The organism is Mycobacterium sp. 1245499.0 (assembly GCF_001673615.1).
GTDB classification, from domain to species: Bacteria; Actinomycetota; Actinomycetes; order Mycobacteriales; family Mycobacteriaceae; genus Mycobacterium; species Mycobacterium europaeum_A.
The window spans coordinates 1-13,442 of the sequence record NZ_LZMG01000167.1; the positions used below are offsets into that span (position 1 = coordinate 1).

The 13,442-nt window shown below is 69.0% G+C and carries 15 protein-coding genes and 3 pseudogenes; 6 read left to right on the forward strand and 12 right to left on the reverse strand.

The genetic code is table 11. The features are described from left to right. A pseudogene (locus tag A5646_RS27980) lies at nucleotides 1-160 on the reverse strand (TetR/AcrR family transcriptional regulator); the annotation flags it as partial. Between A5646_RS27980 and A5646_RS09425 the strand changes: the two are divergent. After that, a pseudogene (locus tag A5646_RS09425) lies at nucleotides 152-466 on the forward strand (TetR/AcrR family transcriptional regulator); the annotation flags it as partial. The pseudogenes A5646_RS27980 and A5646_RS09425 sit on opposite strands and share 9 nt — an antisense overlap. An 87-nt stretch (nucleotides 467-553) precedes the next feature. Then, nucleotides 554-1,048, forward strand: a complete 495-nt coding sequence (locus A5646_RS09430; protein ID WP_067021381.1) for a nuclear transport factor 2 family protein — start codon at nucleotides 554-556, stop codon at nucleotides 1,046-1,048. Nucleotide 1,049: 1 nt separating this feature from the next. On the opposite strand, the gene A5646_RS09435 is transcribed toward A5646_RS09430, so the two are convergent. Both A5646_RS09435 and A5646_RS09440 read right to left on the reverse strand, forming a co-directional pair. Then, nucleotides 1,050-1,709 carry a L,D-transpeptidase gene (locus A5646_RS09435; RefSeq protein ID WP_066860121.1) on the reverse strand — a complete coding sequence of 220 codons (660 nt, stop codon included), beginning with the start codon at nucleotides 1,707-1,709 and terminating at the stop codon, nucleotides 1,050-1,052. Between the two features lie 99 nt (nucleotides 1,710-1,808). Then, nucleotides 1,809-2,486: a phosphatase PAP2 family protein gene (locus tag A5646_RS09440; RefSeq protein ID WP_067021383.1), complete on the reverse strand. Its 678-nt coding sequence runs from the start codon at nucleotides 2,484-2,486 to the stop codon at nucleotides 1,809-1,811. A 56-nt stretch (nucleotides 2,487-2,542) separates the two neighbouring features. On the opposite strand from A5646_RS09440, the gene A5646_RS09445 reads away from it, so the two are divergent. Continuing rightward, the gene (locus tag A5646_RS09445; RefSeq protein ID WP_067021385.1) at nucleotides 2,543-3,025 is read left to right on the forward strand and encodes a hypothetical protein; all 483 of its coding nucleotides are present in this window, start codon (nucleotides 2,543-2,545) and stop codon (nucleotides 3,023-3,025) included. On the opposite strand, the gene A5646_RS09450 is transcribed toward A5646_RS09445, so the two are convergent. After that, nucleotides 3,009-3,293, reverse strand: a complete 285-nt coding sequence (locus A5646_RS09450; RefSeq protein WP_067021387.1) for a hypothetical protein — start codon at nucleotides 3,291-3,293, stop codon at nucleotides 3,009-3,011. The two genes, A5646_RS09445 and A5646_RS09450, sit on opposite strands and share 17 nt — an antisense overlap. A 75-nt stretch (nucleotides 3,294-3,368) precedes the next feature. Between A5646_RS09450 and bluB the strand changes: the two genes are divergently transcribed. Then, nucleotides 3,369-4,037, forward strand: a complete 669-nt coding sequence (bluB, locus tag A5646_RS09455; protein ID WP_066860080.1) for a 5,6-dimethylbenzimidazole synthase — start codon at nucleotides 3,369-3,371, stop codon at nucleotides 4,035-4,037. A 68-nt stretch (nucleotides 4,038-4,105) separates the two neighbouring features. Beyond that, entirely contained in the window at nucleotides 4,106-5,533 is a 1,428-nt protein-coding gene (locus A5646_RS09460) for a sulfatase (protein WP_067021389.1), read from the forward strand. A 38-nt stretch (nucleotides 5,534-5,571) separates the two neighbouring features. Here A5646_RS09460 and A5646_RS09465 read toward each other — a convergent pair whose 3' ends face one another. Next, nucleotides 5,572-6,357 (reverse strand): trans-aconitate 2-methyltransferase, encoded by a 786-nt coding sequence (locus tag A5646_RS09465; RefSeq protein WP_066860086.1) that lies wholly within the window; start codon nucleotides 6,355-6,357, stop codon nucleotides 5,572-5,574. A gap of 165 nt (nucleotides 6,358-6,522) precedes the next feature. Between A5646_RS09465 and A5646_RS09470 the strand changes: the two genes are divergently transcribed. Then, complete coding sequence (locus tag A5646_RS09470; RefSeq protein WP_067021391.1) at nucleotides 6,523-7,722, forward strand: S9 family peptidase; 1,200 nt, start codon at nucleotides 6,523-6,525, stop codon at nucleotides 7,720-7,722. Here A5646_RS09470 and eccE read toward each other — a convergent pair. The 7 genes and pseudogenes from eccE to A5646_RS09505 form a co-directional block, all read right to left on the reverse strand. After that, on the reverse strand, nucleotides 7,712-8,731 hold the full coding sequence (gene eccE / locus A5646_RS09475) for a type VII secretion protein EccE (protein WP_066860092.1): 1,020 nt from the start codon (nucleotides 8,729-8,731) through the stop codon (nucleotides 7,712-7,714). The genes A5646_RS09470 and eccE overlap by 11 nt on opposite strands. Further along, nucleotides 8,728-10,137: a type VII secretion-associated serine protease mycosin gene (gene mycP / locus A5646_RS09480; RefSeq protein ID WP_067021393.1), complete on the reverse strand. Its 1,410-nt coding sequence runs from the start codon at nucleotides 10,135-10,137 to the stop codon at nucleotides 8,728-8,730. Before mycP ends, eccE begins: the two co-directional genes overlap by 4 nt. Next, complete coding sequence (gene eccD, locus A5646_RS09485) at nucleotides 10,134-11,558, reverse strand: type VII secretion integral membrane protein EccD (RefSeq protein ID WP_156765565.1); 1,425 nt, start codon at nucleotides 11,556-11,558, stop codon at nucleotides 10,134-10,136. Before eccD ends, mycP begins: the two co-directional genes overlap by 4 nt. Nucleotides 11,559-11,633: 75 nt before the next feature. Next, nucleotides 11,634-12,539, reverse strand: a complete 906-nt coding sequence (locus tag A5646_RS09490) for an ESX secretion-associated protein EspG (protein ID WP_067021397.1) — start codon at nucleotides 12,537-12,539, stop codon at nucleotides 11,634-11,636. 20 nt (nucleotides 12,540-12,559) lie between these two features. After that, complete coding sequence (locus A5646_RS09495) at nucleotides 12,560-12,850, reverse strand: WXG100 family type VII secretion target (protein ID WP_007768835.1); 291 nt, start codon at nucleotides 12,848-12,850, stop codon at nucleotides 12,560-12,562. 32 nt (nucleotides 12,851-12,882) lie between these two features. Further along, nucleotides 12,883-13,176 carry a WXG100 family type VII secretion target gene (locus A5646_RS09500; RefSeq protein ID WP_066860115.1) on the reverse strand — a complete coding sequence of 98 codons (294 nt, stop codon included), beginning with the start codon at nucleotides 13,174-13,176 and terminating at the stop codon, nucleotides 12,883-12,885. Between the two features lie 63 nt (nucleotides 13,177-13,239). Further along, a pseudogene (locus tag A5646_RS09505) lies at nucleotides 13,240-13,442 on the reverse strand (PPE family protein); the annotation flags it as partial.

Below are 13,442 nucleotides of genomic sequence, written 5' to 3' on the forward strand. Positions count from 1 at the left end.
CGCGGGTTTCGCGCAGAATCTCGAAGGCGGCCATCGACGTCGGGCTGCTGTAACAGCTCCAGGCCGTGTCGACGACGACCTCGATGCGGCTGCGCAGCGGCAGCTCGCTGACATCGGCCGACGACAGGCTGTCCACCAGCCGGGCCACCCCGTCGTCGACACGGCCTGGAGCTGTTACAGCAGCCCGACGTCGATGGCCGCCTTCGAGATTCTGCGCGAAACCCGCGGCGGTCCGTCACGGCGTCACCTGCTGGACATGAATTCCGCGATCGGTCAGCTGGGCCGACTGATCACCACCGATCCCGCGCATGCCGGTGTGGCCGAGGTCATTTGGGCCACGCTGCGCGGTGTGGTGCTGGCGCAGATGCTCACCGGCACGACCGTCGACTGGAGCCTGGAGCGACGTGCCCTCGTCGACATGGTGACCCGTTACCTCGCCGAGGGCCAGGGATGCCGCGACACGTAAGCCACGCACACGACACGCCGCGCGGGACACGCAGTGGTTGAAGTCTGGTGCCCACCCCGTCCGACCGCCTCATGATTCGCATTTCCCGTGTGCTGCAATGACGGGATGACCCTCGACGATCTGGCCGATATCGAAGCCATCAAGCAAGTCAAATACCGGTATCTGCGCGCGCTGGACACCAAGCACTGGGACGACTTCACCGACACCCTGGCCGAGGACATCAAGGCCGACTACGGCCCGTCGATCGGCAACGAATTGCACTTCACCAACCGCGCCGACCTGGTGGAGTACATGCGGACCTCGCTGCCGGCGAACGTCATCACCGAGCACCGGGTGACGCATCCCGACATCACCGTCGATGGCGACACCGCAACGGGCAGTTGGTATCTGCAGGACCGGGTGATGGTGGCCGATTTGAACTTCATGTTGATCGGGGCGGCCTTCTACCGCGACACCTACCGCCGCACCGATGCCGGCTGGAAGATCAGCGGCACCGGATATGACCGAACCTACGACGCCACAATGTCTTTGGAGGGCCTGAACTTCACGCTCAAGCCCGGCCGCGCCATCGCCGGCGACTGAACTACTTGGTGATGGCGATGACCGCGCCGGGCCGTAGCCATTTCATGATCGACACCAGCTGAGCGTCGTCGACCGCCACGCAGCCCTCGGTGGGTTTCCCGTCGGTGGTGTGGAAGAAGAACGCGGCGCCCCCACCCGGGGTCTTGTTCTTGTTGACGCCCATCACGACCGCGTGCTTGTACTGCGGAATCTGCAGGTTCTCACTGTCGCCGGTGTTGAACGGGCACTGCGCCTTCTGGCACACCTGCATCGAGTTGAACGTCGGGCTGTGGTCGTCGCCGCTCCACCAGTAGTTTCCGCCGGTCACCTGGGTGTAGGGCAGGCCGGTGCCCGGGTTGGGCGCCGTGCCGAACGCGGAGTCGAGGCTGTACACCCCCATCGGGGTGGCCGGAACGCCGCTCTTGGCCTGCGGCGCCATCCCCGCCGAACCGACATGGGTGGGGATGCCGGACCGCAGCGACTGCCAGCCGGTGCCGGTGCGCTGGAAGATCTCCATGGTCGCGTTGGAACCGCCGGTGCTGACCACCGAAACCACCTGCGTCGCATTGCCTACCGCGTTCGCGAACCAGGGAGCGCCGGCCGCGGCGCTGATCGGGGCGAGCACCAGGGAGGCGAAAAGTACGCACGTCGCGGCGCATAGCGAAGCGAGCAGTCGGTGCATGCCCTCCATCGTCGAACGGGCACATCTTCAGGGTCAAGTAAAGCTTTAGCCCCGGTTAGGTCACCGCGTCGTGACCAAATGCCCACCGCGACAGTGTCGTTAGCGCACCGCCGCGGCTTCGACCGTGCGCTCCACGCCGTCCGATCGACGGGCCGGGGGCCGAAAGACCAAGAGACACACCAGTAAATACAGGTAACCCAGCGACCAACCGGCCAGCACGTCGGACGGATAGTGCACGTTCAGCGCCACCCGGGCGGCGCCGACCATCAGCAGCGACACCGCCACCGCCGCGACCGCGATGCGGCGGATCAAGCGGGTCATCATCGGAAAGAAGAAGCACAGCACGGCGAGCAGTGCGGCCATCGCCTCCAGCGCGTGCCCGGACGGAAACGAACTGGACGCCGCGGCGACCAGCATCGTCGCCGGACGCGGGCGATCGACCAGGGCCTTGGCCGCCGCGGTGACGAACTCGTTGAGCGGCCCGCAGGCGAACACCAGCACCAGCGCGGCCCGCGGATTGCGCATCACCAGGGCCAACACCGTCATTGCGATGCCCAGCACGGACATCGGCACTGGCCCCAGGACGTAGGACACGTCTTGCCAAAACCGCAGCCACAGCGGGTGTTTGACCGCGACGTCGCGGGCGGCGTTGAGCAGCCACCAATCCATCGAATGCAGCCAGGCCCAGTGCCGGCAGTAGCCCGCCCACAGCAGCGCGTACAGCGTCGCGGCCAATGCTGCGATCAAGATGGCCACCGGCATCCTCGGGCGAGTCATAACCAACCGATACCAGCACCGCCACACGACGGCGCTCGCGCGGTCATACTGTCGATATGGCCGTCTTTGTCCGTAGGTTGTTCGGCATCGGCAAGCTGCCCGACGAGCTACACGCCCAGCTCGAGTCGGAAGGCCTCACCTACCTCGCCGATTACGTCGCCGTGACGAGGCGATTCAGCGGCGCCATCCCGGGTGTGCGGTTGCCGCACAGCGTCGCCAGCTACACGGGTTCGTTGGTCTTCACCTCGGAGCGGGTCCTGGCGACGCTGTCGATGCTGCCCCGGCTGGCCGGCCCGACCGTCAACGTGCGGTGGAACGCGCCGCAGACCGGCGCGGCGCGGGTGGAGATCTCCTCGACCGGCCTGCAGGTCGATGTCGACGTCGCCCGGGTCGACGAGAAGTTCAGCGGCGAGTTGTCGCTGCACTACAAGGTCGCCATTCCCGACGACGTGCTTGACGGCCTGCCGTTGCGCTCGCTGGCGTTCGACATGCCGCCGGAGTACGTGTTTCGCGCGGTCGGCGTTACCTATAGTCCCTGATCGTGATGCGCGGCCACGGCGGCTGCCGCAGCACCGCCAGGCTGCCGATCACCGCGGCCAGCAGCCCGGTGACCACCCCGATCAGCGCGATCCGCCCCCCGTCCACCGCCGGCGTCCAGGAGGCCTGTCCGTCGCGGATGGCGAACACGCCCAGCGGTTTGGTGACCACGATGACGGTGGTGCCGTCCGGGGTCTGATAGGGCTCACCGTAGCGGCGACCGACGGCTGCGTCGGCGGCCAGCTGATCGAGCACGTCGGAAGGCTTCACTGTCAACACTCCCCTCGCCGGGATCCACCGGGCCGGTGGTCAGGGCACGCCCCACGCTAACGCGGATTTCCTACGATGGCTGACGTGACCGGTGAGGCATTCAGCCCGCAAGAGCGACGGGCCGTCTATCGCGTCATCGCCGAACGCCGTGACATGCGCCGGTTCGTTCCCGGCGCGACGGTGGACGAGGCCGTGCTGGCGCGGCTGCTGCAGGCCGCGCACGCGGCGCCCAGCGTCGGCCTGATGCAGCCCTGGCGCTTCATCCGGATCACCGACGCCTCGCTGCGGCGGCGCATCCACGCCCTGGTCGACGAGGAACGCCCGCGCACCGCCGCCGCCCTGGGCGAACGCGCCGACGAATTTCTGGCGCTCAAGGTGGAGGGCATCCTCGAGTGCGCCGAGCTGTTCGTGGTGGCCCTGGGCGACGACCGCGACTCGCACGTCTTCGGCCGGCGCACCCTGCCGCAGATGGACCTGGCGTCGGTGTCGTGCGCGATCCAGAACCTGTGGCTGGCGGCCCGCTCCGAGGGCCTGGGCATGGGTTGGGTGTCGTTGTTCGATCCGCAGCGCTTGGGGTCGCTGCTGGACCTGCCGCCCGGCGCCGAACCGGTGGCGATCCTGTGCCTCGGGCCGGTGCCGGAGTTCCCGGATCGTCCGGCGTTGGAACTGGACGGCTGGACGGTCGGGCGCCCGCTGTCGGAGTTTGTCTCCGAAAACCGCTGGGGTCAACTGCCGATGCCCTGACGCGTCGGCACTCAGCAATCGCGCAGGGAAGTTGCGGTAACGTCGCCGGTCGCAAGGCAATGTGAGAGGTGACGCAATTGACGCCGGGCGACATAGCGGACCGACAACAGAACACGGGCTCTCGGGACAACGTGCTGATCGTGCACTGGCACGACCTGGGGCGCTACCTCGGCGCCTACGGCCACGCCGACGTGTCGAGCCCGCGACTGGACCGCCTTGCCGCCGAGGGCATCCTGTTCACCCGCGCGCACGCCACCGCGCCGCTGTGCTCGCCGTCACGCGGATCGCTGTTCACCGGCCGGTACCCGCAGAACAACGGGCTCATCGGGCTGGCCCACCACGGCTGGGAATACCGCGACGGTATCCGGACCCTGCCCCAGATACTGTCCGAATCTGGCTGGTATTCGGCACTTTTCGGCATGCAGCACGAGACCTCCTACCCCAAGAGGTTGGGTTTCGACGAGTTCGACGTGTCGAACTCCTACTGCGACTACGTGGCCGACAGGGCCGACGAGTGGCTGCGGCAAAGTGCCGAAGGCCTTGTCGGCCAACCGTTTCTGTTGACCGCTGGCTTCTTCGAGACGCACCGACCGTATCCACGGGACCGCTATACGCCGGCGGACAGCGACCGGGTGGATCCGCCCGATTACCTGCCCGACACCCCGGAGGTGCGCGGTGACCTCGCCGACTTCTACGGGGCCATCAGCACGGCCGACGCCGCCGTCGGGCGACTGCTGGACGCGCTGGCCGACACCGGCCTGGACGCCACCACCTGGGTGGTGTTCTTCACCGATCACGGCCCGCCGTTCCCCCGGGCGAAATCCACGCTGTATGACGCCGGGACCGGCATCGGCATGATCGTTCGACCGCCCACCCACCGGAAGCTGGCGCCCCGCGTCTACGACGAGCTGTTCAGCGCGGTCGACCTGGTCCCGACGCTGTTGGGGCTGTTGGGAATCGACGCTCCGGTCGACGTTGACGGTGTCTCACATGCGCCCGCCCTGCTGGAGCCGGATCCGCAGACCGCACCGGTGCGCGACCACGTGTACACGATGAAGACCTACCACGACTCGTTCGACCCGATTCGGGCGATTCGCACCAAGGACTACAGCTACATCGAGAACTACGTGCCGCGGCCACTGCTGGATCTGCCGCGTGACATCCAGGAGAGCCCGTCCGGGCAGGCCGTCGCACCGTTCGTCACCGCGCCGCGGCCCGAGCGTGAACTCTACGATCTGCGCAGCGATCCCACCGAGACCAACAACCTGCTGGCCGGCGACGGCACAGATGCGGACGAGGTGGCTGCCAATCTCGCTGTGCTGCTACATGATTGGCGTCAGAGTACCGGCGACGTCATTCCCTCGGAGTTCGCCGGCACCCGCATCTCGGCGCGCTACACCGAAACGTATGAGCAGATCCACCACGGCAAACCGACCCCGCGTTCCGGCATCGCAGCCGACCGGGGCATCGAAGAAGGCAAGCCCACCCAGCGCTAATTGCGGTCTGACTGATGCAAAGTCGCCGGCGCACCCCGCTAGCCGGCAGAGCGGCTCGAGCCACCCACCTCGGCGACGACGAATACCCGCCGGAACGGGAAGATCGTCGTCCCGTCGGATCGGGGCGGGTAGGCGTCCTGCAGCAGCGGGATCAGCTCCTCGCGGAACTGCTCCCACGTCTCGTCGTCGAGCCGCTCGCGCACCGGAACCAGCGCCGTGCCGGTGATCCATTCCAGCACCGGATGCTCGCCGGTCAGCTGGTGCAGATACGTGGTCTCCCAGACATCGACCTTGCATCCCGCGTCCAGCAGCAGATTGGCGTAGTGGGCCGGCGGCTGGACCACCGCGCCCACCCGAAACGGTATGTCGCGCAACAGCTTCGCGTACGGCTCCCGGCGGGCCAGCGCCCGCACCGCCGCATAGGACGGTGACTCGAAGTTGCCCGGCATCTGGACACCGATCCACGATCCGGATGCCAGCTGCCCCGCCCACCGCAGCAGCAGGTCGGCGTGCTCGGGCACCCAATGCAGGGCCGCGTTGCTCACCACCACGTCGGTGTCGGGTTTGGGCTTCCAGTCGCGCAGGTCGCCGATGGCGGCGTCGATGCCGCGCTCCTTGGCCGCGGCCACCATCTCCGGCGAGCTGTCCATCGCCTCGATCACCGCGTCGGGCCAGCGCCGGGCCAGATACTTCGTCAGGTGACCGGGTCCGCAACCCAGGTCGACGACGCGCCGCGCCCGGTCGGCGCCCACCCGCGACAGCAGGTCATAGAAGGGGCGGCCGCGGTGGTCGGCGAAGGCCAGGTAGACGTCCGGATCCCACATGTCGATCCTCCTGATCCTCGCGCCGCGGCTCGCCGGTCGATAGCAAACCGTACAACTCCCATGGTGCGCCGACGCGGCCCGAATGGTCCCGGGATAACACCGCTACGACCCAAACCGGTCGAAACGCCCAGGCAAGGCGGGCCCGCCGGGCTACCATCGGCGATCGTGGCGTCCGACTCAGATCCGATCGAACCGCCCGTCCCCGTTCCCGACGTCCCCGGCGCCGATCTACCGGCCGGCGCCGGCGGATTACCCCCCAATTCGGCGTTGTCGCCCCGCCAGCGAATGGTAGTCGAGGCGTCGGCCCTCGGCGATCTGGCCCTGCGCACCTGGGTCGCGTCGCTGCTCACCACCACGGTGGCGCCGTTCGTGGTGGCCGCCACCCTGCGCCAACACGATTCCGCCGCCGAGCGCGGCAACCTCGATTTCTATGCCGAGCTGGCTGCGGCGGGCGATCCGGCGCGGTCCTTTCCCGCCCCCGCCGAGGTGCCCCGGGTGGCGTCGCGACGGGCCAGCCCGCTGGCGGAATGGATCGCCCGCGGCACCGTCGACAACATCGCGTTCCCCAGCAGTTTCACCGCCGTCAACCCCGCCATGCGCGCGCAGTGGGGCGGCTGGCGGTCGAACAATATGGTGCGCGCCCAGCATTGGCGCCACGACGACGGGCCGCGCCCGACCCTGTGCGTCATCCACGGCTTCATGGGATCGTCGTATCTGGCCAACGGGCGGTTCTTTTCGCTGCCCTGGTATTACCGGTCCGGCTACGACGTGCTGATGTACACCTTGCCGTTTCACGGCAAGCGGGCCGAAAAGTTCTCACCCTTCAGCGGTTTCGGCTATTTCGCCGGCGGCCTCAGCGGTTTCGCCGAGGCCATGGCCCAGGCCGTGCACGACTTTCGTTCCATCATCGACTATTTGCGCCACACCGGCGTGGACCGCATCGCGCTGACCGGAATCTCGTTGGGTGGTTACACCTCGGCGCTGGTGGCCTCGGTCGACGACCGGCTCGAGGCGGTCATCCCCAACTGCCCGGTCGTCACGCCGGCGACGTTGTTCGACGAATGGTTCCCGGCCAACAGACTGGTTCGCCTGGGGCTGCGCCTGTCCGACATCAGCCACGACGACTTGGCGGCGGGCTTGGCCTACCACTGCCCGCTCTACTATCGGCCGCTGGTGCCCCGGGACCGCCGGATGATCATCACCGGGCTCGGCGACCGGATGGCGCCGCCCGACCACGCCGTCAAACTATGGCACCACTGGGATCAGTGTGCGCTGCATTGGTTTCCGGGCAGCCACGTGTTGCACGTGAGCCAGCTGGACTACCTGCGCCGGATGACCGCGTTCCTGCAGCAGGTCATGTTCTGACCACCTCGACGGTGTCGGCGTTGTCGCCGATGTCACCCAGCGGGGCGCGGTGGGCTCCGCCCGCGAGGGTGGGCCAGTGCACCTGCGCGAGCAGGTCCGCCGGCGCGGCGGTGTGTCCGTCGAGCCGCCGGGTGGACAGCAGGTCCAGTGCGGTCAACGCGGGCAGGTGATTTCCGCGCTGCGGGGTCAGCCCATCCACCGGTGCCTTGCCGTCCGGGCCGGTCTCGGTCTGGAACGCACAGGCGACCGCCACGGTGGGCCGGGTCTTGTCACCGGCGACCTCCAGCGCGGTGCAGGTCTCGCGCGCGGAATACGACCGGATCGCCGCCAGGGTCTCCGGCAAAGCGTCGTCCACCGAAATCCGGTATGCGGCAAGGTAATCCGAGGCGCCGCGCTGCACTGCCCGCCACCGCTCGCGCGGGTTGTTGGTCAGCAACCGAGGAACGTCGTCGGCCGCGACGGGGGTGGCCTCCCAACCGATCTCCCGAAGATGGTCGGCCAGCCGGCGGGCGGCGACCTGAGCGGTCTCGTGCAGTGGGATTCGCGACGAGCGTGCCTGCAGCGCGGCCAGGTTGTCGCGCGCCGACACGGTGAGCCCGATCCACGTCTCGCGCCGAGATGCGTCGGCGGCGTTGTCGCGGCTGGTGATGCGGATCTTGTCCGCCCGGATGCCGTAGCGGTCCAGGTAGCTCGCGATCAGCGGCAGCGGCAGCGCATCGGAGTCGTCCTCGGGTGCGCCGAGGCGAATGAGGGCGGTCGCCGCCGTGTCGGAAGTGCTCGATGGGACGGCGTTGCCGCGGGCGATCATCGCCAGGCGGCGGCCCACGATGGTGGTGAGATGCAGACCGCCCCACCAGCCGAACAACACGATGACGACGGCGGCGGCGATGCCCAGCAGCCAGTAGTCGCGGGGGGTGCGCCACGGGTAGGCCATGATCGCGGGCACGATGGCCAACAGCGCCAACGTGATTCGGCCGCTGCCGGGAATCGGTATCCGATGCTTGCTCACGGGGTGGGGTCCTTTCGTCGGCGTGCGGCGATTGCGGTGACGGCGCCGGCCACCGCGACCAGCACGGCCAGCGCGACGGTGCCGGCCACCGCGACGGTCCGCGGTTTGGTGTCCTCGGGCGCGGGTGCCGGCGGCACGGCCACCGGCTTCACCGCCGCCGCGCCGGGCTGGTCACCGGCGGGAAGTTGCCAGGTCAGGGCCGCCACCGGATCCACGCTGCCGGTGCCCACGACGTTGGAGGGGTCGCGGGCGCCGTTGTGCGCGGTCGCGGTGATGCGGCGCAGCACCGCGCTGGCGTTGAGGTCGGGGTATTTGCTGCGGACCAGCGCCGCGACGCCGGCCACGTAGCCGGCCGCGTAACCGGTGCCGCTCAGGGCGGCGAGTTGCTGGTGTTCGTCGGGCAGGCCGTTCGCCAGGCCGCCGCCGTCGGCGTTGCCGATCGACACGATGCGTTCGCCGGGCGCGGCGACGCCCACCCACGGCCCCGCCACGGTGAATTTCGAAGGCTGGCCGTCCGGGGTCAGGGAGGCCACCGACAACACGTAGGGCTGCCACCACGACGGGATGGACACCGACGTGACGCCGGCCCAATTCCGTGGATCGTTCGGGCGGCTCAGGTCGGTGAGCGGATTGGATTCACACGAGGTGCCCCCACCCGCGGCCCCGGTGGGTCCGCTGTTGCCCGCGCCGGCGACGATCACCGCGTCCTTGTCCACCGCCGCGTAGCGGACGGCGGCACCGAGGGCGGCCTGGTCGACGGGCCGGTCGACGGGCATGCAGGTGGTCGAGCCGATGTCGATCACCCGGGCGCCGAGGTCGGCGGCGTGCACGATCGCCCGGGCGAGCGTGGACACCTCGGCCGACACCCGCGCCAGCATCGGATCGCCGCCCGGCGTGCGCGGCGAGAACTTGGCCGACGTCGTCCGCAGCGACACCACCCGAGCGGCGGGCGCCACGCCGGAGAAACCGTCGTCGGCCGAGGGCTGGCCGGCGATGATCCCGGCGACCAGCGTCCCGTGGCCGTCGCAGTCGGTCAGGCCGTCGGTCGTCTCGACGAAATCACCGCCCGCTTCGGCGTTGGGCAGGCGTGGACCCGGCCGCACCCCGGTGTCGAGCACCGCCACCAGCTGCCCCTCGCCCCGCGAAAACTGCCATGCCGCAGGGAGATTCAGCACCGACTGACTGGGAGTGATGGCAGCCGGATCGCTGCCGGGTACCACTCCGGCCGTGCTACAGGGTCCGCGCTGCTCCATCGGCTGCCCGGGTCCCGGCGCCCCGCTGGGCGGCGGGACACCGGGATCGACCGTCGGCGGGCTGATGGCCAACGCCGGCGGACTGGTCCACGTCGCGGCGGCGGGCAGCACCGCCAACGCCGCCGCGAAGCAGGCTGATGCCGGCCGAATCATCGATTGAGCACCCAGCTGAACAGACCGACCACGAACGCCATGACGGGGATCAGCGACGCGTCGAGTCCGGTGGCGACGAATCCCACCAGCCGGCGCACCGGCAGCGAATAGCTTTCCGGCGCAGCGATGCCCGGGTTGAGCGCCACCACGATCCACACCGTCACCAGCGCCAGCAGCACCAGCGCGGCGCCCAGCGCGGCCGCGTAGCGTCCGGTCGAGGTGTAGAGCACCAGCAGCACTCCGGCGGTCAGGAAGGGCTGGGCGAGCAGCCACGCCTTGCACGCGGCGGAGTCCCACACCCTGGCGCGCAGCACGGACGTCGCCGCGGTCGCCGCGATCACGTACCAGCCCGCGACGCTGAGCGACTCGGGCCGCAGGCCGATCGCCACCGAACCCAGGACGCTGAGCAGCACTGCGGCGGCGATGAATCCGCTCTGATGCGCGTCGCTGATCCGCACGCGCCGGGGCAGGTCCTCGAGGACCTGCAGCGACGGCGCCGACGGGGTGGGGTCCCCGGGCGCCGGGATGACCGGCAACGGGAACCGCGCCCACAGCGCGGACAGTTGGGCCGCCTCGATGGTGACCAGCAGCGCCGCCACGATCAGGCCGCAGCCGATGGCGATGGGCGTGAGGTGCCACAGCAATTCGGCACCGGCGGCCAGCAGCACCCCGGCGCCCACCACCGCGGTCGCGGTGAAGAACCCGGCGATGCGCTCGCGCTCGGCGCTCGGCGCCATCAGGGCGATCAGGGACCACGCGGTGACGCCGGCCGCGGCCAGGGTCAGTTGGGCGGGACCGAACCTGCCCGGCACCGCCAGCGCGAGCGCGGCGGCGATGGGAACCAGCGCGGCGATGGACAGCGCCATGCCGGTGCGCGCCGAACGCGCGGTCACCAGCAGGCCGACGATCGCGGTCAGGGCCGCCACCGCGCTGACCGCGACCAGTCCCAGCAGCGCACCGGTGGCCACCCGGTAGGTCACCGACAGCCCGGTGGCCAGGAATGCCACCGCGATCGCCGCGGCCAGGGCGCCGCGCTGGATATGCGTTGCGCCCCAGGGCTTGAGCCGTGAGGCGGAGAAGATCATGGCCGCGTCGGCGATGTCCTCGACGATGCCGGGCGCGGCCGGACCGACCGGCACCGCCTGCAGCGCCAGCAGATCACCGTCGACGACGCCGACCGTGTCCAGGCTGGCGTCCAGGCTGAACGGCGCACCACCGATGGGCGCCAGGCTCAGTTGGGTCGCCGCGCCGACCTCGGCGGCGCCGCGCGTGGCGGTGCCGTCCTCGGAGTCGCCGTTAACCGCGGCGGGAACCACCAAACGCTGGACGGCGGGCAGGATTTCGCGCAGCGGCAGCTCCGCAGGCAAGGCCATTTCCGTCAACCTGCTGTCCGCCAGTATTGCCACGCGGACGATCGGCATGACGGTTCCGGAGGTCACCGGACCCTCGAAACATGTTGGGGCCGTTGCTGGAACATCGTGCTCTCTTCTCTTTTGCTATGAGTGTTGAACGGACAGTGTTGAAGGGGAAAAGTCTCGGGTCAACCGGTGTTCGGCGAACCATCCGGCGTCTGGCAGCAAAGCGGTCAGTTGTTCGATCGCGACGGCGATCGCGAACGGCGTTCCGGGCGCGAAGGTCGACACCCACTCACCGTCGAACGCGCGGGACGGGCTGACCAGCACCCGTCCCTCGCTTGCGTCGACGATGCTCATCCCCACCTCGCTGGTGGAGTGCCGGCCGTCGCGGTGGCAGCCGGCGACGATCTCGACATAACTGCGCGGCCCGTTGAACACCGATTCCACCACCGGCCGCGCCGATTGTGGAATGCCCAAGTAGTCAAGGACTTCCGCAAGTGGTGCACCCGAACGCAGCCGCTCGTCGGCTCTCGCCCCGACCCGCATCGGCATGCTGAACTCGTCGAACCGCGCCGGCGGCCGTTGGGCGAGACCGACGGTGAGCACCGGAACCAGAGCGCGTGGATCGTCGATGTTCATCGCGGTGAAGGTGATCAGCTGTGCGCTGCGCAACGCGACCACGGTGATCGACGGCTTGCCGGCCTCACCGCTGCGCTGCGCGACGATGCCGCGCAGCAAGTCGGCGCCGGCGCCGGGCTCACCGGTGTCCTTGGCGGGGCCGACGTAACGCAGGTCCAGCCACCGCTGCGGAAAACACACCACCTTGATCCACTCGGCGACGGCGGGGCTGACGAGTCCGGCCTCCGAAACCAGGCCCAGCTCGGTCAGCTCAGCCTTCTGACGGTCGAGGAACGCGTTGCGCTCCGCGGCATCACGATAGGGCGAGGTGATTGCCAGCACCCAGGGAAAGCTCCCCGCCCCAACCGTTTCCGCGATGAACCAAGCGTGATCGACCGTCAGCTCGACGGCGTTGGGCGCTTGCTGCATCAGGTTCGTTCAGGCACGAACTAGCCGCCCCATTTGGCGGCTTCGGCCTGGTCGCGGGCGAGCATGGACATGGTGTTCGCCTCGTGGGTGCTGGCCATCGACTGGTAGGCGCGCACCAGGCTTTCCATCGCCTGGTTCCACTGGGCCTGCCACACCTGGTAGGTCATACCGGTGTCACCCTGCCAGGCGTTGGACAACGTGGCCTGTTCGCTGGCGATGTCGGAACCGAGCCCCTGCATGGTGCCGGCGTATCCGGACATGTCGGCGGCGTGGCTCAACATCGCCGGGTAGTTGTACATGATCTGCGACATGACAAGTCCTTTCGAGGTTGCTAGCGGTGAGCTCAGAACGCGGTGTAGCCGGAGGCGGCGGCGGCGTCGGCGGCCACGTAGGTCCCGGCGGCGTCCCCGAGGTTGGCCTGGGCGATGTCGAGCAGGGTGTTGACCCGCGCGGCGACCTCGACGAACCGCGCGTGCGCGGCCTGGAAGGCGGCAGAGGACTCACCCTGGTGGAACGCCTGCGCCGACATGGCTTCCTGCTCGGCCTGGCTGATCGTGCTGCGCAGCAATGCCGCCTTGGCGCTGAAGGCCGACTGTGCGGCTACCAACTGCGGAATGTGAGCGTCCAACATACTCATGTTGATTCCTTTCTGTTGCGTCCGTTGGGGATTCGATAATTCACCTGCATCTGGCTGACTGCCTTACCCCCCTTTCCCCGGATCGGTTGGGCCCGTTGGGTTGCCGGCCTCGTGCTCCCACGTGCCGGGCACCATCGGCATGCGTGGGCCGCCGCCGAAGTCGTCGTCGGCCAGCTTGGTCAATCCGGCCGCCTGAAAAGCCTTCTGCCGCTGTGTCGTTCCGGCGAATCCGAGCGCCCCGGCACCCTGCGCGGATGCGACGGCCG